This is a genomic window from Vibrio sp. PNB23_22_6 (assembly GCF_052877535.1).
The window spans coordinates 201,104-219,911 of sequence record NZ_JBNFXP010000001.1 but is presented as its reverse complement, the minus strand read 5'-3'; the positions used below and the strand labels follow the sequence as shown (position 1 = coordinate 219,911).

At 43.1% G+C, this 18,808-nt stretch carries 20 protein-coding genes; 5 read left to right on the top strand and 15 right to left on the bottom strand.

Annotated elements, in window-relative coordinates:
• Nucleotides 1-277 precede the first annotated feature (277 nt).
• On the top strand, nt 278-610 hold the full coding sequence (locus tag ACVA54_RS01025) for a PBPRA1643 family SWIM/SEC-C metal-binding motif protein (protein WP_099077756.1): 333 nt from the start codon (nt 278-280) through the stop codon (nt 608-610).
• A gap of 57 nt (nt 611-667) precedes the next feature.
• On the opposite strand, the gene ACVA54_RS01020 is transcribed toward ACVA54_RS01025, so the two are convergent.
• The 10 genes from ACVA54_RS01020 to ACVA54_RS00975 all read right to left on the bottom strand — a co-directional run bounded on the left by ACVA54_RS01020 (nt 668) and on the right by ACVA54_RS00975 (nt 10,500).
• Nucleotides 668-1,042: an STAS/SEC14 domain-containing protein gene (locus ACVA54_RS01020; protein ID WP_099077757.1), complete on the bottom strand. Its 375-nt coding sequence runs from the start codon at nt 1,040-1,042 to the stop codon at nt 668-670.
• A gap of 838 nt (nt 1,043-1,880) precedes the next feature.
• Nucleotides 1,881-2,045, bottom strand: a complete 165-nt coding sequence (locus ACVA54_RS01015; RefSeq protein WP_099077758.1) for a YoaH family protein — start codon at nt 2,043-2,045, stop codon at nt 1,881-1,883.
• A gap of 43 nt (nt 2,046-2,088) precedes the next feature.
• The gene (locus ACVA54_RS01010) at nt 2,089-3,219 is read right to left on the bottom strand and encodes a conjugal transfer protein TraF (RefSeq protein ID WP_446649320.1); all 1,131 of its coding nucleotides are present in this window, start codon (nt 3,217-3,219) and stop codon (nt 2,089-2,091) included.
• A gap of 62 nt (nt 3,220-3,281) precedes the next feature.
• The gene (locus tag ACVA54_RS01005; protein WP_446649319.1) at nt 3,282-4,160 is read right to left on the bottom strand and encodes a DUF2861 family protein; all 879 of its coding nucleotides are present in this window, start codon (nt 4,158-4,160) and stop codon (nt 3,282-3,284) included.
• Nucleotides 4,161-4,167: 7 nt separating this feature from the next.
• Nucleotides 4,168-4,830 (bottom strand): response regulator transcription factor VxrB, encoded by a 663-nt coding sequence (vxrB, locus tag ACVA54_RS01000; protein ID WP_099077761.1) that lies wholly within the window; start codon nt 4,828-4,830, stop codon nt 4,168-4,170.
• A complete protein-coding gene (gene vxrA / locus ACVA54_RS00995; RefSeq protein ID WP_301182215.1) occupies nt 4,805-6,226 on the bottom strand; it encodes a sensor histidine kinase VxrA in 1,422 nt (473 codons plus the stop codon). Before vxrA ends, vxrB begins: the two co-directional genes overlap by 26 nt.
• Nucleotides 6,227-6,410: 184 nt before the next feature.
• The gene (gene pntB, locus ACVA54_RS00990) at nt 6,411-7,805 is read right to left on the bottom strand and encodes a Re/Si-specific NAD(P)(+) transhydrogenase subunit beta (RefSeq protein WP_099077763.1); all 1,395 of its coding nucleotides are present in this window, start codon (nt 7,803-7,805) and stop codon (nt 6,411-6,413) included.
• Between the two features lie 12 nt (nt 7,806-7,817).
• The gene (locus ACVA54_RS00985; RefSeq protein WP_446644178.1) at nt 7,818-9,374 is read right to left on the bottom strand and encodes a Re/Si-specific NAD(P)(+) transhydrogenase subunit alpha; all 1,557 of its coding nucleotides are present in this window, start codon (nt 9,372-9,374) and stop codon (nt 7,818-7,820) included.
• Between the two features lie 424 nt (nt 9,375-9,798).
• Nucleotides 9,799-10,080, bottom strand: a complete 282-nt coding sequence (locus tag ACVA54_RS00980; protein ID WP_119463868.1) for an HlyU family transcriptional regulator — start codon at nt 10,078-10,080, stop codon at nt 9,799-9,801.
• 51 nt (nt 10,081-10,131) lie between these two features.
• Nucleotides 10,132-10,500 (bottom strand): late competence development ComFB family protein, encoded by a 369-nt coding sequence (locus ACVA54_RS00975; protein ID WP_446608474.1) that lies wholly within the window; start codon nt 10,498-10,500, stop codon nt 10,132-10,134.
• A 226-nt stretch (nt 10,501-10,726) separates the two neighbouring features.
• Between ACVA54_RS00975 and ACVA54_RS00970 the strand changes: the two genes are divergently transcribed.
• Nucleotides 10,727-11,971: a GGDEF domain-containing protein gene (locus ACVA54_RS00970; RefSeq protein ID WP_446617094.1), complete on the top strand. Its 1,245-nt coding sequence runs from the start codon at nt 10,727-10,729 to the stop codon at nt 11,969-11,971.
• A 226-nt stretch (nt 11,972-12,197) separates the two neighbouring features.
• Nucleotides 12,198-12,635, top strand: coding sequence for a DUF3069 domain-containing protein (locus tag ACVA54_RS00965; RefSeq protein ID WP_099077768.1), 438 nt, complete (start codon nt 12,198-12,200; stop codon nt 12,633-12,635).
• 71 nt (nt 12,636-12,706) lie between these two features.
• On the opposite strand, the gene modC is transcribed toward ACVA54_RS00965, so the two are convergent.
• From modC to ACVA54_RS00945, 4 genes are all read right to left on the bottom strand, one after another.
• A complete protein-coding gene (gene modC / locus ACVA54_RS00960; RefSeq protein ID WP_446608472.1) occupies nt 12,707-13,813 on the bottom strand; it encodes a molybdenum ABC transporter ATP-binding protein ModC in 1,107 nt (368 codons plus the stop codon).
• Entirely contained in the window at nt 13,810-14,499 is a 690-nt protein-coding gene (gene modB / locus ACVA54_RS00955; protein WP_099077770.1) for a molybdate ABC transporter permease subunit, read from the bottom strand. Before modB ends, modC begins: the two co-directional genes overlap by 4 nt.
• Before the next feature lie 12 nt (nt 14,500-14,511).
• A complete protein-coding gene (modA, locus tag ACVA54_RS00950; protein WP_446596360.1) occupies nt 14,512-15,264 on the bottom strand; it encodes a molybdate ABC transporter substrate-binding protein in 753 nt (250 codons plus the stop codon).
• 82 nt (nt 15,265-15,346) lie between these two features.
• Complete coding sequence (locus ACVA54_RS00945; protein ID WP_446642443.1) at nt 15,347-16,798, bottom strand: cobyric acid synthase; 1,452 nt, start codon at nt 16,796-16,798, stop codon at nt 15,347-15,349.
• Between the two features lie 163 nt (nt 16,799-16,961).
• Between ACVA54_RS00945 and ACVA54_RS00940 the strand changes: the two genes are divergently transcribed.
• Nucleotides 16,962-17,333, top strand: a complete 372-nt coding sequence (locus ACVA54_RS00940) for a YgiW/YdeI family stress tolerance OB fold protein (protein WP_099077773.1) — start codon at nt 16,962-16,964, stop codon at nt 17,331-17,333.
• Between the two features lie 161 nt (nt 17,334-17,494).
• On the top strand, nt 17,495-18,031 hold the full coding sequence (locus ACVA54_RS00935) for a hypothetical protein (RefSeq protein WP_446649318.1): 537 nt from the start codon (nt 17,495-17,497) through the stop codon (nt 18,029-18,031).
• 80 nt (nt 18,032-18,111) lie between these two features.
• Here the strand turns inward: ACVA54_RS00935 and ACVA54_RS00930 are convergent, their stop codons facing one another.
• Complete coding sequence (locus ACVA54_RS00930; protein WP_119463864.1) at nt 18,112-18,807, bottom strand: putative ATP-dependent zinc protease; 696 nt, start codon at nt 18,805-18,807, stop codon at nt 18,112-18,114.
• Nucleotide 18,808 lies beyond the last annotated feature (1 nt).

The following is an 18,808-nucleotide window of genomic DNA, read 5'->3' as shown; positions in this document are numbered from 1 at the left end:
CCAAAGTTAGAATGTCTCATTTGTGCAAAACTAAAATGTCCCGTTTTTACCTATCTTAATTCGTATCTATTTGGTTGATACGAGCTTTAAATGAGCTTTATGTTCGTAATACTGAGAATGATTTAAGGTACTGCGCAAATCGACACCGTTTTGCCAGAGAGTTCTAAGCACCAAAACGTTTCTCACGTAGGGCTGTGAATTGTTCTTTATCATTTCATAATGACGAGTATAATCCGCTCTTCTTGTAGCTTCATACAAATCACTTAAGAGTCATAAAATGTCAAAATTGTTTTTCAAAGGCAGAATCGAAACAAGGCAAAACCACGTACTTTCAGGGTATAACGTTAACCGCGAAGTTAAAGCTGGCACGGACGAAGCACCAATTTCAATCACGGTAATGTCGCAAGAACGAAAATTAGAACTTGAGATGATTGTTGAAAAGCATGCTATCGTTGCCAATATTGTCGTTGATCCAATGAAAGACGAAAATACAATCGAGCTAGATACGCTGCTAAACAAACCAACGACAACGGTATTTGATAAAAAACCAAATCGTAATGACCCATGTAGCTGCGGCAGTGGTAAAAAGTACAAAAAATGCTGTGCTTAATCTGAATTACCGCCGTCAAGCGGCGGTATTTTGCGTTTATTCGTTTTAAGTTGGGCTTTAAGACAACAGCCATTTAAGCGCTTCATCCTGCTCGTGAAAAGAGCGCACTTCGCCATTCATAAACCAATTCGATACTTTTGCCGCAACGTCTTGCCATTTGTGTGAGCCCAGAAGCGCAACCTTATCAAACACTGAGCCATGACTGATTCCAATTTTTAAATCATCCCACGCAGCTCGAAGTTCCCAGCCCTGGAAATCCGTCGCATCAAACAATACTCTTACTTTTGGATCTTCCACTTTTTCTAGCACTGAATCGAGCATTGGTACGAGTCGCTTGTAATCATCGTGCGTGAGTTTTCCTATTGCTTTGATAGAAACAAACACTTCATTGTCGGTTCGTTCAAGGCCAATCGTAATACCGTGTGTGATCATAACTCCCCCTTTTGTAAAAGTAACATAGCTTCTACAGTATAGCGTTGTAAAAAAACATAGCTGCTTAGATAAGTAATCAGTTGAGAGGACGGGTATAAAAAGCCGAAACCATCGCTAAGTTTCGGCTTTTAAGGTTTGGGGTAACATGGATAAACAAACAAAATACTCATAAAGAATACGAAGTAATTTCGCCAAACCTGTCGGGGCCAATCGACAGATAAACAACATCCCTTAATCACGTTACGTGGTCACGAATTAGGTAAACATAAACCTACGCACTAACGAGCGAGAAGTGAAAATTATTGATCATTGCTCGCCTATCTTGGGCAAATAATCTCATGCCATATATGCCGCCGATACACTCATTAACCTAAAGCTGCTGAATAATTGTTTCCATATCTGTAGGCGTCTGCAAGCGCTCACTGTCTTTATCACGCCATACATCATTACCTGATTGAGGAAAATTAATAAGTGACAACGTCGAATTTTGATTTTTACAGGATAAAACGCTGGCTAATAAAAGCAGAAGACCACCACCGTAATAAAATTACAACTCTAGACTGGCAAAGCGATTACCTTAGACGAAAGCTCTTCGCTAAGTCTTTGTAATTTGAGAAATTACCTATAATGCGTGGCATTGTACCCCGCATTGATTATCGTTAATGTAGTGGTGGTTAACTTAAGTTAGTAAAATTTTACTAACAACCAGCAGCAAGTGACAGTGTTTTTTTTATCAGAACTGAGGTGACGCGGTAACAGTAATTGAAGCGGAGTATGGTTGGTGTCGCCAGTAGAAGTGTGATAGGTATGAAAAAGCAGGGTCTGTGCCCTGCTCTTTTTAATTTGCTTCGTCTTGTTGTTTTGCTGCGTAATCAGCTCGAATTTGCTGAGCAACAATTTTAATGGCTTCTGCGGTACTGGTACCTTTTGTCATTAACTCTTGAATGCGTTCTACAGCTTGTTGTTGTTCTTGATGTGACAGAGGTGGTAAATCGTCAAACATAAAAAAAGCTCCTCATATTGAGGAGCTGACTATAACGATTCGCTTAGTATGTCGCAAGGAAATTAATCGATGCACCCATTGCGTCTTTGTTGGTGTATTGCGCGGCGATATCAAGCTCGATGAGATTCAATGGAGATAAACCAATACCAGCGGTGATTGTCCCTTCATCGTTTGTTCGTGCTAAATTCTTCATGTAACCACCACGTAACGCAAGTTGACGAAGCACATCAATTTCAAAACCAGAACGGAGCATTTGCGTGTTGTCATCAAACGTTGAAAACTTTTTCTCTTCATTCAAGTCATAATCGATACTTGCAGAAAAATAGTCTGCAACAAAGCCTGCCCCTACCGTGTAGACCGGACGCATACTGTATTTTTCTGATGCAATTGGCGTTGTACCATTGTACGTAAACGCTTTAGTGTGAATGTCGCTGCCCATTAGGTTTTTTGCCGAGATGCCTAAGCGATACGGGCCAAAGAACCAAAGTGCACCAGCGTCTAAGTTGAATATGGTGTCGGCCGTTTCGTTCTCACGCAGATCTTTGGTGTCGAATGCCGCAAAGCTCGTTGCATAAGAATAAGTGTAAATGCGCTGTAGCTTAGGCGTAATACCGAACGACATGTGTTGATTCATGAAATTAGTGTACTTAGCAAGGGAAATGCCCGCTTCAGCAACCCCTATCGAGACGCCTTTTACATAACTGTTGTTTAATGCGTTCACTGGATCGTTGGTATCAACAACAGGCTGAACAAAGGATTCTGTGTATAGCTTACCGTAAGCCGTTGCAGACAAAAACTGGTTTGGTATACCAACAGCGACAACGCCACCAATATCAAAGTCCATCGTTTTGTTGTTCAAAGCGTCAAGTTCTGATATTAAATTTGGGTCAGTTGGTGCCATTTTTCCGATTCGACCAATAGAATCAATGATCCCGTTTTGATCGTTATAGTTGATACCAAAGCTTGGTACGATCATACCTGCATCATCATTGCGGCGGTAAATCGCGGTAAGCGCTGGGTTGAAAAATGGCGCGGTAAGGTAGGAGGCAGAAACGGTGCCAACGCCACCCATAGCGTCACTGCGTGCTTCTATTGCATAGGTCGCGGCTGAGGCCACGTTTGAAAATAGTGCTGCGGGAACCGTCGTGGCCAAAATTTTGAATTGTGTTTTCATACTACACTTGTGGTTTAGTTCTTCCTGATCTTATATCGGCACAAGTGTTATTTCTTTAATGATTATTCGAGGGAAACATCATAGGTTCTGCTGATAGTTTGCGCTTGTTCAACAATTATTTCGCCCTGCCAACGACGACTATCAATGCTTACCGCTAACACATATCGATCATTAGGAACGCCACTTAACTCTAACGCATTTGGGTAGTTTGATTCGTAAGTTTTGTTCCACACCTGATTATATTGCCCATCAACGTAATCATATAGGCCAACTTCCAGTTGTGGTAAGGGGCAATGCGGGTTTCTTAACGCGCTCTTTTCTACCTTCCAATTCTCTTTTGATGTCCAGCGTACATACTGTGAAGAACCGGAATCCCCCAAAATAACCCAGCTACGATAGGTGCGCTTATCTTTAGCATGTACTGTTAGATGATACAGTCCAGCGTCCATTTTACCGGTTAAGTTATAGCGCTTAAGGTAGTTTCGCTCGTTCGCAATTTCAATGCCTTGGCTCTGCGCTTCATAACTGAAAGAGCTGTCTCCGGAAATCGAGGTATCAACCCAGCGTCGAAATGATATATCTTCAATATCGGTGGTCGCTCTAAGCTTGACCACTAACCGATAGGTATCACGTCCAGGGCTCTGAATAGTCTGACGAATGACGTTAACACCACTAATCCATTCAGGGAGAGTGACACTTGTTAACGACTTACCACAATCTTTAGCTAAAGACTGCCCTAATAAATCGTTAAGGTGTGGAATAATTTGTTTATTAGGCTCACTTTGCCAAAGTTCGACAAGGGAGTTAAACAGTCCACCAAGATCATCTTCGAGTAGATGCTGGTGAGCCTGAGTTAACGGTGTGTTTGATTGAAACCAGTCCATAGCAAGAACTGGTTTCGTAATCATCAATGATAGAACTACAGGAAGTAGTGATTTCATTACTAACTTATGCTTTCATTTTGTAGCCAACGCCACGTAATGTTTCGATTTCTAACCCAGGTAATTTCTGACGCAATTGAAGTACGTGCGTGTCTACCGTACGCGTTGTTGGGAAGTGGTTGTAACCCCAAACATGATCAAGCAATTCATCTCGAGTAAACACTCGGCCAAGGTTTGACGCTAAAAAAAGCAGCAAATCAAATTCAGTACGAGTGAGTGTGATCATCTCCCCTCTAAAAACAACTTCACGGGTCGCACGATCAATTTCAAGATCTTTTGCCATCACTTTATCTTCGTTCGCTTGGTCTGTCGCATCTGGAGCACGTAGTTGAGCACGAATTCGCGCAAACAGTTCCGCTTCAGCAAAAGGTTTCGTTAAATAGTCGTTTGCACCAGAGTCCAGCCCTGCCACTTTATCTTTAACGGTCACTAGCGCTGTTAATAAAATAACTGGGATATCTTTGGTTTTCTTCCATTCAGGAAGATGCTGCACTGAGTCACCATCTGGAAGTTGGCGATCCAAAATGACGAGATCCGCCTTTTTCCATTGTGGTTCAACGTCTGAAATACGTTCCACATGTAAACACTCGTATCCTGCTTGTTCTAGGCTCACTAACAGGCCATCAGCTAAGTTTTTATCATCCTCAACGAGAAGCAGTGTCTGTTTCACAAGGTATCTCCAATATAAAGGTTGTAGGGGGGCCTATTAAGGACATTTTTCCGCCCATGCGGCCTACCATAGATTCAACAATTGTTAAGCCAAGTCCTAACCCGCTCTTACTCACAAACGGCTTTCTTAGGTTTGCCCAGTCTTTGGCAGTTAAATTGCCGGCATCTTGGACTTGAATTACGATTTTTTCTGCACTGGTAACGACATTCAGTTCAACTGGTGCAACACCATATTTGAGCGCATTGCGCAACAAGTTATCGATACAGGTTCCGAGCCAATATACGTTAAGTTTTGCTGCAACGTCTTCATTTAGATTGAACTGTACAGCGTTATCAAATTCTTCTTCTATCTTATATTCTAACCATTCAGCGACAGACGGCACCCAGTCTGTTGCAAGCATTTGATTATCTGATTGCAAATAATCTTTACTGGCCTCTGCTAGCTGACGTAATCGACGTGTATCTTCGCACAATCGACGGAATTCATCGTAAACGCTCTCGGGAAGATGTTCAAATTCTCGACGAAAGCCTTCCACAGTCAATGACAGCGATGCAATTGGGGTTCTCAACTCATGGGTCAAGATCTGAAGCACAAGCATTCGGCTACGGAGCTCTTCTCGCTTGCTATTCCATCGATATACTGTCCAACCAATCACCAGCAAAATATTGGCAATGACAAGAACGATCATACTGATCTGAAGCAATTGCGATTGATCTTCCACATCCCAACATATGTTTCCGCGTTTTACAAAGCAACTGCGACTTTCAGACGCTAACCTATATGCGAGACCCGCTTTCTCGACGTTTTCCTGCCATATATCTTGGGAAAACACAAAATAATGATCACCACGACGTAACCATAGCTCTTTATCTTCGATAAACATACTTGCGCCGGCGATGAGTGCGTTGATGGCTTCATCGTTCATATGTTTTAGGCTTGCTAGTAACTCGTCCCCTTCTTTATTTTCTCGTTCTTTTATGTGCATGTACTGCGCAAGCTCGGAATGAAGCTCAGGATATTTGTTTACATAACGCGCCGCATAACTACCGCCTCCCGGGTGGATCAGTCCACTGCGGGAAAACCATCTAGGTGTAAGTTGTGTCCCTTTACATAAGGCACGTGTAAACACTAAAGGTTCAGTAATTAATGGGCTTAAAGGCAGCTTTCCACGGCATGTATTCGCTAAACGATATAATTCCTGAACGTCTTTTAGTGGGTAGTCAGCCGTCTGCGGTAGCATAGAATCTGGAGAAAGTAACTTTGTTGGATAATTAGACTGCAGTATGCGTATGTCATACGATTTAATGGCCGTTTGATAATCAAATAGCTCTGTAAATGTATCAATCCGTTCTGGTAATGAATCTGCAAAAGCGGGAGCCGAAATAAGTGGCAGCATTAACACAGAACGAAGCAAAAACTGTTTAATCAAACTGTTACCGTTACTTTTTAAATTAGTGGGAACTATACATTAATCTATATGTAAAAGACATGAGGTGGGCTAAGGATTTGCAATACTATAACAATGAGCTGAACAAAGAAGGGCCAGCGATTGCTGACCCTGGTTGGTCTATACGGTTGGTTTATAGTGCTTTAAAAATAGCTTCAACACTTTCTTTTGCATCACCAAACAACATTGAGGTGTTTTCTTTAAAGAACAATGGGTTCTGAACCCCTGCGTAACCCGTATTCATTGAACGCTTGAATACGATAACGTTTTGTGCGTTCCAAACTTCCAGTACTGGCATGCCTGCGATTGGGCTGTTTGGATCTTCCAGCGCTGCTGGGTTTACTGTGTCGTTTGCACCAATGACCAGTACAGTATCGGTTTGAGGAAAATCGTCATTGATCTCGTCCATTTCTAGCACGATATCGTACGGTACTTTCGCCTCTGCCAATAGCACGTTCATGTGGCCAGGTAGACGCCCCGCAACTGGGTGAATGCCAAAGCGTACATCAATGCCTTGTGAACGCAGTATCTCGGTAATTTTCTGTACTGGGTACTGAGCTTGCGCTACTGCCATACCGTATCCTGGAGTGATGATCACTGACTTTGAATTCTTCAGAATCTCAGCCACTTCTTCCGTACTTATCTCAGTGTAATCGCCGTGCTCCTCATCACTTGAAATCACAACTTCTTGTCCGAACCCGCCAGCAATAACGCTGATGAATGAACGGTTCATTGCTTTACACATGATGTAAGAAAGGATCGCACCTGAAGAACCAACGAGTGCACCTGTTACGATCAATAGATCGTTTGCAAGCATGAAGCCCGCCGCCGCTGCTGCCCAACCTGAGTATGAGTTCAGCATTGAAACTACAACTGGCATATCTGCACCACCGATGGACGCGACCAAGTGGTAACCGAATGCAAAAGCTATCAGCGTCATTAAGATAAGAGCGAACATGCTGCCGTCCGCTTTTACGAAGTAAATCATAAGAAGCGTAGAAACGACGATGGCCGCTAGGTTCATTTTGTGTTTATGAGGTAAGTTCAGTGGCGAAGAAGAAATGGTGCCGCGTAGTTTGCCAAACGCAACCACTGAACCAGTGAAGGTTACCGCACCAATGAACACACCAAGAAATACTTCCACAAGGTGGATCACATGCTCAGCGTGCATACCAGCAAGGTCAGTTGATACCGCGACTGGTGGCTCTAGGTAGCTGTTGTAACCTACCAATACCGCAGCCATACCTACAAAACTGTGTAAGATTGCAACCAGTTCTGGCATTTGTGTCATTTCTACTTTCTTCGCGTAGTGGATACCGATGCTACCACCAATAACCATCGCAATGATGACCCACACGAACCCTTCCGCATTTGGGCTAAAGATTGTCGCAATAAGCGCAATCGCCATACCCGCAATACCGTAGTAGTTACCGTTTCTTGCCGATTCTTGTTTTGAAAGTCCCGCGAGACTTAAGATGAAAAATAGCGCAGCAATTATATAAGCTGCTTGTACTAATCCTGCAGACATTGGTTACTCCTATTATTTATCTTTGCGGAACATTTCAAGCATACGTTTGGTCACGGTAAAGCCACCAAAGATGTTTATGCTTGCAATAAGAACAGCAATGACTGATAGGAAGGTAACAACACCATTGCCTTGACCAATTTGCAGCAGTGCGCCTACTACGATAATCCCAGAAATTGCATTGGTTACCGACATTAAAGGCGTGTGCAGTGCGTGTGTTACATTCCAAACCACGTAGTAACCCACCACACATGCCAATACAAATACGGTGAAGTGAGATAGAAACGCCGCCGGAGCAACAGAAGCAACCCATGCAAATGCACCAACACCAACGGCTAATGCACCTAATTTCTTCACTGGTGACGTTGGTTCTTCAACTTTTGGTTGTGGTTTAACTGGGTCTTGTGGTTTTGCTTGAGGCTGCGCTGAGACCTGAATAGGTGGTGCAGGCCATGTAATTTCGCCTTCTTTAACGACAGTTACACCGCGTAGTACAACATCTTCAAAATCAATATTGATGTTGCCATCTTTCTCTTTACACAGCAGTTTGAGAAGGTTTACAAGGTTGGTCGCATATAGCTGAGAAGATTGTGTTGGCAGGCGGCCGACCATATCGGTATAGCCAACGATTTTTACGCCATTTTCCGTTGTGATGACTTGGTCTTTTACTGTGTATTCACAGTTACCACCGTTTGCAGCAGCAAGGTCAACGATCACGCTGCCCGCTTTCATACTATCGACCATCTCTTTGGTGATTAACGTCGGTGCCGGACGACCAGGAATCAACGCCGTCGTAATGATGATATCAACATCTTTCGCTTGTTCAGCGTATAGCTCAGCCGCTTTCTTGTTAAATTCATCAGACATCTCTTTCGCGTAGCCGTCACCTGAACCTGAGTCTTCTTTAAAGTCTACGGTTAGGAACTCTGCGCCCATCGATTCCACTTGCTCTTTTACTTCTGGACGTACATCGAAAGAACGAACGATCGCACCAAGACTACCTGCCGCGCCGATTGCAGCAAGACCTGCTACACCTGCACCCGCAACCAGTACTTTCGCTGGCGGCACTTTACCTGCCGCGGTAATTTGACCTGTGAAGAATCGACCGAATTCATGAGCGGCTTCAACCACTGCGCGGTAACCGGCAATGTTTGCCATAGAAGAAAGTGCGTCTAATGCTTGCGCACGAGAGATACGAGGAACCGCGTCCATTGCGAGAACATTGATGTTTTTACTTGACAGTTGTTCCATTAACTCTGAATTTTGAGCTGGCCAGATAAAGCTGACCAATGTCGCGCCATCTGGCAGTAAAGCGATTTCGTCGATGCCTTTTTCTTCATCTACGATTGGCGCATTTACCTTTAGGATCAAATCTGATTTCCATACTTCTTCACTAGATACAACTTTCGCCCCTGCAGCTTCATAAGCGGCATCATCGAAACTTGCTAGCACCCCTGCACGAGACTCGATTACGACATCGAACCCCAGCTTAATTAACTGCTCAACCGATTTAGGTGATGCAGCTACTCGCGATTCACCCGCGAGTATTTCTCTAGGTACACCGATTTGCAAAACGCATACTCCTTGTATACATATTTATAAATAAATCCTATAAACAGAGCCTTACTTATTCTTTTTAATTCTGTATTGTTACCACGCCAATAATATAGGTAAACAAATACATCTAAACACCAAGTTGAACAGCAATGACTTGGTTAATGGCCCTGTTGTCATTCTGTTGTATCTAACGTCCAATACGACTTCAAGCATTTTGTAACAAAAATTCAAAATTTCATTACATATAACGACTCGTAATCAATAATATTCCATTTGCTTTTGAAAAATAACCACAACCAAACGGACTAGTTAGAGGTCCAACCAGGCTGGAGTTAAATACATATTTTACAACCGCTTAAAGCTTAAAAAGAAAAAGAGCCATTAGCATATACACTAATGGCTCTCTTTTAGATGATTCGAATCAAGTTGAAGTGAGTTCTTAATCGAATATTTTTTCACCCATTTGGTCAATAAACATCTGGGCCTTTTTTAGCATTAATTCGTTTGCATCTTGCTCTGAACCCAGAACATCGGACCGAATAAAACGATGAGTTTTCACCTCACCTTCAATGTCCTTTTCAATGCGACCAGCGATGCGATATTGGCCGCCCTCTGCGATGCTTTGCTGGTAAATCAAAAAGCCTTTGTATTCGACTGGATCAACCTCGTTAACTACTGCCGCCTTCTCGTTGCGACCAAACAAGCGCGAAAAAAATCCCACGACTCCTCCTTGGGAATACTTATCCTTGACTTCACAAGGAACAAGCATTGATTATTTTATATTGACGTTGAGGATCGGTTTTTCGAACCAATCCAGTTCTTTGTCCTCATCATAACGGGTATGCGAGAAAATTACAGGCTTATTATTGTTACGATTCATTCGTCTATCTTGTTGAATCATCACAACGGCATTCTCTACAGCGACATCGACGCTTGTCTTGAACTGCACAAGTTTAACCTCTGGCAATGCTGATAAAAAATCAATGTCGTGTCGGATATATACGGGTTTTAGTTGAATTAATGCGAGACAGGCAATATCAGCTAACTGTTCATTGTCATAATGTTCCGCATATTTATTCGAACTGAGCACTTGACCAACCAAGGTTTCCATATAATTGTGTACATCAGAACTGATTTGCATCGACGGTCCTCCATGGTTCAACAAACTAAGTATAGCACTGGGTCCTCGAGACAACTTGTTGATTGCTCTTAATTTAATCAACTTTATGTTTATTTACCCGTGGTAGGCCTCAAATTACTTGGAAAATGAACAAACACACGTATTGTTGTTAATTTTCATAGTGTCAGTTGATATAATGATGATTTGAAAATACAGACATACACGACTTCTAGGTAAAATATAGTAGATGGCATCATCTTTAATGACATCATCAGGCTTTAGATTTCTATTCCCGCTGTTATTGCTTGGAGTGGTCTGCCTTAGTATGGAAAGCATCATATTGATGACTCAATCTAACTGGGGCATTGCTGCAAATATGCCATATATTTTGCTAATTTGTGCATTAATCATGTGCTATTCATTTAAGCAAGGTCGTGAATCAATGCTATGCATCGCATTGTTGCTTGCATACTTCGTAATACAAAATCGGCTTCAAGTTCCGCTGAGAACCGGGACAACCCTTCTTGAACTGGCCATTTTAGCGACTCTCCTTCCTGTCTCATTTCTTGCCGTTTTTCTTTTTAATAAAGATGGCTTTGATTCTAAATCGACTTTAACTTACATTTTATTACTGCTCATGTTTGTGTTTTGGTCATACGTGACCTTGACGTACTACATTGAGGGGGGATTTGAAGAGTGGACGAGTGGCATACTATTTATCGTGCTTAACGTCTCTCACTTACCATTAGTTTTGGTGTTGTATTGCGCTGGTATTGTTTGTTTTCTTGGTATTCTTGTATTGAGAAAGAACAAAATCATTCATGCGATGGCATATTCAGCAATGGTGTTAGCGTCTGCGACATTCATCTTTTTTGATATTCAGTATATCTCTAGCACCATGTTCACCATTGCTGGCCTCGTCATTATTCTCTACTCAACTTCTGCAAGCCATCAACTCGCCTTTACTGATAGCCTAACTTTAATTCCTAGCCGACGAGCTTTAGATTTAGATCTAAAACACATGGGTAGAAAATTCACGATTGCGATGCTTGATGTCGACCATTTTAAAAAGTTTAACGACACTTACGGCCATGACACTGGCGATGACGTGCTAAAAATGGTGGCCTCTCGCTTATTGAAGACCCAAGGCGGTGCAAACGTTTACCGTTTTGGTGGTGAAGAATTCACCATTGTTTTTAAAGGTAAATATGCTGACGAGTGCAAACTGCATTTAGAAGAAATTCGCAAACAGGTCGCGCAATACGAAATGATTCTACGTGATCAAGACTCTCGCCCGGAAGATAACAAACAAGGCCGAAAAAAGCGCGGTAGCGCAAATGCACAAAGAAACACGGTGTCGGTGACCGCAAGCTTTGGTGTGGCTGACAGTCGAAGTGAGCGTAACCCTGCCGATGTGATTAAACTCGCTGACGAAGCATTGTATAAAGCGAAAAAAGCAGGTCGAAACTGTGTGAAGTACAACCATGCTTAACCTCGTTGTTGATGGTGAACTGTAAAAAGGGTTATCGTCACAAATACCTTGTTTACATTGGTGACACTGTAACATGTCCGCGCTTATTTTCGGCAGTATATGCATCAAATATCCAGATAAGTGCTATATTTTTTTGTTGAATGGTCACGTATTCAAATAGTTCTTATAGTAGCTATTTGATGCATTTGGTATTAATATTCCCGCCTTTTGTAACGAGAGACACAGCATGTCAGAAGCAACTAACAACGAAAGCAAAAAAATTGATCTAGCAACCATTTCGCCTGAACTACGTAAAGTTATCGAATTTGACGAAGTTCCAGAGCAAATGTTCGAAATGGTTACCTCTATCCATGAAGTTTCTGAAGAAGCTGTACGCGCATCTTGGGATGATATGCCTGCAAGCGCACAAAACATTTTGGACAACTTTGAGCAATTCCACGCTCTAGTATCAGTAGGCCAAGCTTTTGCTGGTCTAAACGTAATGGAAGAGTTCCCAACGCTAAATCTGCCTGAAAATATGACAGATGAAGACAAAGAAGAGTACCGTGCTCAGTTGCTTGATAATGTTCTTCACAATTGTGTGAAAGACATGGTTAAGCAAATGAAGAAAGCACGTCGTGACCCACTTCTTAAACGTGAATTCAAAGAAGTATTCGCGAAGTAATTCCCACACTCTCTGTAATACGCTAATAATAAAGGCCGCAAATGCGGCCTTTTGTGTATCTACGATTGGTATCAGTGAGGAGAAAACGCGATATCTCGTTGTGTGACACTGACCCCTTTTACCTGCGCATATACCTCATCGCCAATTTTTAGGTTTAGATCATCTAATGCCCAAGGCGTAATGGTTGCCCATAATAAGCAGTCATCATCAAGACGCAATGAAACGGTGATACTCTGTTTGTCTTCACCGGGATTAAACGCCTCTATCGAAGCGACGGTTGCGGATAGCACATTACGAATTGAGGTGGCGACGGGTTTTTCTAGCGTAATAGACACATCATTTGAACGTACTTGTAAGCGAATGGGCGTTCCCGGATCACCATCGATCTTTTGTACCCACAAACAAGCCTTAGGAGCGAGTTTGACGCACGTAAGCGCGTATTTGCTATGGTGTCCTTCAATCTTACCTTCAAATAAGCTGCTGTGGTCTGAAAAAGACTGCCAAGGACGCATAGAGTGAGATGCCCACACTTCTTCTAACTTTCCGGACGTCATGATTCGCCCTTCATCTAGGATCGACAAATGTTGAGCAAGGCGTAAAATCTCTTGTAAGCTGTGCGTGACGTAGATGATAGGGATATTTACCTGCTCAGAGAGTTCTTCTAGAAAAGGCATCACTTCCCGTTTACGGGGCATATCCAAGGATGCAAGCGGTTCATCCATTAAAAGCAGGCTCGGTTTCGACAGCAATGCTCGCGCGATAGCAACACGTTGCTTCTCTCCGCCTGACAAAGAGACCGGAAAACGTTTTAACAGAGGCTTGATCGCCAATAACTCTGTCACTTTATCAAAGTAGATGTCATCTTTGCTTGTCACGCCATAAAGTAAATTTCCGTTAACTGAATAATGCGGAAACAACCGAGAGTCCTGAAATACATAACCAATCTTGCGCTTATGTGTGGGTAAGTTGATGCCTTTGTCGCTATCAAATAACACATGTTCGCCAACGACGACTTTACCATGTGTTGGTGTGACAAGACCGCTGATGACATTGATAAGTGTGGTTTTTCCTGCACCAGAGCGACCAAATAATGCACTTATTCCGTTACCCGGTAACAATAAGTCTATATCAAAGTTCGTTTCACCAAGTGATTGTTTAAATTGTATTTCTATGTTCATCGCTTGGTTCCTAAACGCTTAGCTGACTTACGATTCAACCAATCAGAAATCATCAAAGTAGACAGTGCCAACGCAATAGAAATGATACAGAGGCGTGCCGCTTCCATCTCGGCACCTGGCGTCTCTATGAAGTTGTACATTGCCAATGGGATGGTTTGTGTTTCCCCGGGAATATTAGACACAAAACTGATGGTTGCGCCAAATTCCCCAAGGCTACGCGCAAAAGAGAGCATCGTCCCTGTAATAATACCCGGAATGGTTAACGGTAGCGTGATGGTAAGAAACACTCTTAAAGGAGAAGCCCCCAGAGTTGATGCCGCATGTTCTAATTTGGGGTCAACGTTGTCTAGGCTCAAACGGACAGATCGCACCATCAAAGGCAATGCTACGACGATACAAGCAACAACCGCCCCCTTCCAATTAAAGCTGAACACTAAGCCAAAGTGATCATATAACCAACGGCCAAGTAACCCCTGCCTTCCTATTGAGATCAACAGCAGGTAACCGATGACGACAGGCGGTAATACTAATGGAAGGTGAATTAAACTATCGAGAAGAGATTTTCCAAAGAACTCTTTTCGAGAAAGTAACCAAGCGAGAAAAATGCCGACAGGAATCAACCAAAGTACGGCATAACCGCCAACTTTAAGGCTTAACATTAGGGCTTGGTATTCAAGTTCTGTCACACTGTCCCCTTATTATTGAAAACCATACTGCGCAAACACGCGTTTGGCGTCATCAGACTTTAGGTATTGAAAAAAGCGCGCAGATTGAGTCGAATTTTTTACCAGTGCAGCAGGGTAAACAATGTCTGCGTGAGTATCATCGGCAATCTCACCTACGATTTTCACTTTGTCAGACAGTTGTGCATCCGTTTTATATACAATGCCAAGTGGTGTCTCATCTCTTTCTACGAATGTTAACGCTAAACGAACATTTTTTGCTGGTGCAACTTGTCGCTCCACACTTTTCCATACACCTAGATTACTGAGAGATTCTTTTGCATACATACCTGCTGGCACTGTGGCGGGATTGCCAATTGCTAAACGGTGACCATTCAGTATATTTTCCCAGGCGCTGACATCTGATAAATCGAAAGTCTCTACCTTTGAGGTGTTTGGCGTAATCACAACTAAACTATTACGCACCAAATCAGTGACATTGTCACCTTTAACAACTTCGGACTTCACTAAGTAATTCATCCACTTAGCATTCGCAAGAATTACAATATCAGCCGGAGCGCCACTTAGAACTTGCCGAGCAATCGATGAAGAACCGCCATAGACTGGTGTTACCGATATATCGTATTGGCTCTCAAAATCTTGTGCAATTGTGTCAATCACGTTCGTCAACGACGAGGCGGCATACACTTTAAGATCCATCGCGGCGTTCACTGTTGATGAAACGCTCAATATTGCTGCAAGGCAAGCATAACGCTTCCATGCTTTCATAAAATCACTCCGGTACGAGACGGGGAAAAATTAGGCAGTAGATCAGAATCTCTACTTACTTTTAAACCGTTAAAAACTGGTTTCATTTGAACATAAAGTCAAGATTTATATGTTGCTCTATCGCGTCCGCGATACGATTAAGGCCCTGCTCTTTGAGTGCAGCAAAGTCTTGTTGTTTGATTTGAGCACCATTCACCCATTGTGTGACTGCCGTGAGTACCTCGATTTCATCGAAAAGCCCATGTAGGTATGTACCCATTATATGTCCACAGTGACTTATCGCCCCTTCGAGTTCACCGGATGCTAACTTAAGCGGTTGAGTGCCTTTCACTTCGCTTTGCCCCACATGGATCTCGTAACCTTTCACTTTAACGCAATGATTATTTAGGTGTAACTCACCTTCGGTATGAGTTAATCGCTTACTGTCGGTAAGCACGGTTTCAATATCGAGTAACCCCAGGCCTTGACTTGTACCCGGAGCCCCTTCCACACCAAGAGGGTCTTTAATAAACTTGCCTAACATCTGATACCCGCCACAAATGCCGATAACTTTACCGCCAAGCCGAATGTGGCGTTGGATATCTTTGTCCCAACCTTGGCTTCTTAGGTAATCCAGATCATCTCTCACAGATTTAGAACCCGGTAGGACAATCAAATCAGATCTACCCAAAGCTTCACCTTTTCCAATGTAGCGCAGATTAATATCAGGATTGAGGCGAAGCGCATCAAAATCAGTATGGTTGCTTATACGTGGGAACACCGGCACAACTACATTAAGTTTTACGTCGTTAGTCAATGTTTGCCGGTCGGTTATGGCATCTTCTGCTTCTAAATTAAGGCCATGCAAGTATGGTAATACGCCTAACACTGGCTTACCGGTTTTCTCTTCCAACCAATCCAATCCCGATTGCAGCAAGCTGACGTCACCTCGAAATCGGTTAATGACGAAACCTTTTACTCGGTCTTGTTCTGATTTAGAAAGCAGCGCCAATGTGCCGTACAAGTGAGCAAAAACACCACCTCGATCAATATCCGCCACGATGATCACCGGGACATCGGCCTCCTCGGCAAAGCCCATGTTGGCAATGTCATTGTCTCTCAAGTTAATTTCAGCCGGACTACCCGCACCTTCTATCATGACCGACTCAAACTCTCGCGTTAAATGAGCGAAAGAATCTAACACTGTCGTCATCGCTATCTTTTTATAGTCGTGAAACCCCACCGCATCCATATTGGAGATCGCTTTGCCTTGTAAAATGATCTGCGCGCCAGTGTCACTGTTCGGTTTGATTAGTACAGGGTTCATATGAACGGTTGGCTCAATATTGCATGCTTGGGCTTGAACCGCTTGAGCGCGCCCAATTTCACCACCATCTTTGGTTACTGCGCTATTGAGTGCCATATTTTGTGGTTTAAATGGGGCAACCTTTATCCCTTTTCGCGCTAACACACGGCATAAACCTGCCACAAGAACACTTTTTCCGGCATCCGAAGTGGTGCCCTGTACCATTAACGATGGGATGACTACTTTCATGACTGTTTTTTAGAGAGAAAACAAAGAGTGCAATCATAACGTTATGTAGGTATCTCACTCAAGAAAATGAATCGAATATGAACGTTTACATCAGTATTGGTTCAAATAAGGTTTGTTTTAATAGCGTCATCAAAAACAAACACCTACATTGGAAACATACAGAATGAAAAACACCGTTATCGCGACTATTGCTGCACTTACTATTGCCCCTACCGTTACTTTTGCTAAGGCTCACAACCAAGGACAATCAACCGTTCAGTTTAACGGTCCTGTTACAGTAGAAAAAGTCGACGCCCTTATTGCTGGTTCAACTATGTTCACTGAGAAAGACGTCATAGTAGAGGGTAACTTTCTTCGTCAAGTCCGCGCAGACCAATTCATCTTCAGTGATGGCTCAGCCGAAGTGTTGGTTGAACTCGAAGATGATCTCCACCTAACGACGCCAATTGATCAAACGACTAAAGTTCGTCTCTTTGGCGAGTTCGAAGGCGGTAGTAAGCCAGAAATTGAAGTTGAACATCTCGTTGTTTTGTAATCACAGTGTTTGGGGAAATGTTGCTCCCCAAATAATGATCATACGCACTTTGTCCTAGTGCTGTAGGTGACGGGAAACACCAAAAATGATACTTTGTGAATCTTGGTCTGCATTTTGCAGACCTTTTTTCGTTCGTATTTTTTTCTTACCCGGAGACACCCATGCTAGGTAAAGCTCTAAAGGTCGCGGCCTTTGGTTTGTGCGCTGTTTTGCCACTTTCTGCACACGCAAACAATTTCAACTACAACATGATGGAATTCCGCATGGGTACCAGCCCTGGCACGTTTGGTGGTGAAGTGACAACATACTTTACTCAGAACACCCACTTTATCGGTCGTGCTGATAGCAAATTTAGTGGTGACTGGGACATCGCCGGCGGCATCGGTTTCAACGGCCCAGCTGGACAACTTTCTGATATTTATGGTCAGATGCTGATTCACAATATTAAGAAGAATGGCAGTGACAAAGTCGGTGATGAGTGGAAAACTGAAGTCAATATTGGCACTAGAGTGTGGTTCATGCAGAACGTTGAGCTACACGGGCGTATTGGTCAGTTGATCGATAACGATGATTCGAAAACGGTCTACAACTTAGGCGCACGATTCCATTCAACACAACAATTGTCTTTGGGGGCAGACCTTAAGAACAATGGCGTATACGGTCAACAATTTGTGATGTCAGCACGCTTCGCATTTTAAAGCGAGAATGCCTTTCGTAACATGAATAAAGCCTCTCGTTCGAGAGGCTTTTTGTTATTTCTATTTTGTATATCTACTTTCTATTTCTTTTTCGTTTTGCTTGGCTGATTCTGGATATACTTCTTAGAAGCATCCACCACCGCGATATCACGGAAGAAGCTACGGCCTAATAAGATTGGAAACTTCATATGATCACGTTCAGTCAGAGTAAATTCCGTCTGCTCTTTTAAATCACCTACTTGTATATAAGCCATCACCACTGGACGCTTATCTACTTCTTCAGATGATGACTGGCGCACTTTAGCCCAGCGCTCAACCGGCAGTTTGAACTCTTTGCTTGCTTTGCCATCGATATCGACGTTGAACTGAACCCAATCTTTACCATCACGTTCGAATGGAACGATGTTGGTCGCACTGATTGAAGATGTTGTCGCCCCAGTATCTATACGCGCTTTGTATGTCTGGTCGATGGCCGGTACATACACCCACTCTTCTGACCCCAAGATAAGCATGCCGTCAGGTGTCTTTTGTACCTTTACGGGTTTCGGCTTCGTTTCCTTCTCTGGTTTAGGTGTTGGCTTTTTCTCCGGCTCGATTTCAGGTTTGGTTTCAACCTCTGGCTTTACTTCTGGCTCGACTTTAATCGGCTCTTCCACCTTTGGCACTTCAGGCACTTCAGGCACTTCAGGCTCTACAGGTTCAGTCGTTGGCGTAGATGTACAAGCAATCAAACTACCACTCATAATAACTGGTAGAAGCAATTTCCAGTTTTTCATC

Excerpts from the sequence above, each read along its gene's own strand:
- ACVA54_RS01025 (WP_099077756.1), top strand. The coding sequence starts at position 278 with ATGTCAAAATTGTTTTTCAAAGGCAGAATCGAAACAAGGCAAAACCAC.
- ACVA54_RS01020 (WP_099077757.1), bottom strand. The coding sequence starts at position 1,042 with ATGATCACACACGGTATTACGATTGGCCTTGAACGAACCGACAATGAA.
- ACVA54_RS01015 (WP_099077758.1), bottom strand. The coding sequence starts at position 2,045 with ATGTTTGACGATTTACCACCTCTGTCACATCAAGAACAACAACAAGCT.
- ACVA54_RS01010 (WP_446649320.1), bottom strand. The coding sequence starts at position 3,219 with ATGAAAACACAATTCAAAATTTTGGCCACGACGGTTCCCGCAGCACTA.
- ACVA54_RS01005 (WP_446649319.1), bottom strand. The coding sequence starts at position 4,160 with ATGAAATCACTACTTCCTGTAGTTCTATCATTGATGATTACGAAACCA.
- vxrA (WP_301182215.1), bottom strand. The coding sequence starts at position 6,226 with ATGCTGCCACTTATTTCGGCTCCCGCTTTTGCAGATTCATTACCAGAA.
- pntB (WP_099077763.1), bottom strand. The coding sequence starts at position 7,805 with ATGTCTGCAGGATTAGTACAAGCAGCTTATATAATTGCTGCGCTATTT.
- ACVA54_RS00975 (WP_446608474.1), bottom strand. The coding sequence starts at position 10,500 with ATGCAAATCAGTTCTGATGTACACAATTATATGGAAACCTTGGTTGGT.
- ACVA54_RS00970 (WP_446617094.1), top strand. The coding sequence starts at position 10,727 with ATGGCATCATCTTTAATGACATCATCAGGCTTTAGATTTCTATTCCCG.
- ACVA54_RS00965 (WP_099077768.1), top strand. The coding sequence starts at position 12,198 with ATGTCAGAAGCAACTAACAACGAAAGCAAAAAAATTGATCTAGCAACC.
- modC (WP_446608472.1), bottom strand. The coding sequence starts at position 13,813 with ATGAACATAGAAATACAATTTAAACAATCACTTGGTGAAACGAACTTT.
- modA (WP_446596360.1), bottom strand. The coding sequence starts at position 15,264 with ATGAAAGCATGGAAGCGTTATGCTTGCCTTGCAGCAATATTGAGCGTT.
- ACVA54_RS00945 (WP_446642443.1), bottom strand. The coding sequence starts at position 16,798 with ATGAAAGTAGTCATCCCATCGTTAATGGTACAGGGCACCACTTCGGAT.
- ACVA54_RS00940 (WP_099077773.1), top strand. The coding sequence starts at position 16,962 with ATGAAAAACACCGTTATCGCGACTATTGCTGCACTTACTATTGCCCCT.
- ACVA54_RS00935 (WP_446649318.1), top strand. The coding sequence starts at position 17,495 with ATGCTAGGTAAAGCTCTAAAGGTCGCGGCCTTTGGTTTGTGCGCTGTT.
- ACVA54_RS00930 (WP_119463864.1), bottom strand. The coding sequence starts at position 18,807 with ATGAAAAACTGGAAATTGCTTCTACCAGTTATTATGAGTGGTAGTTTG.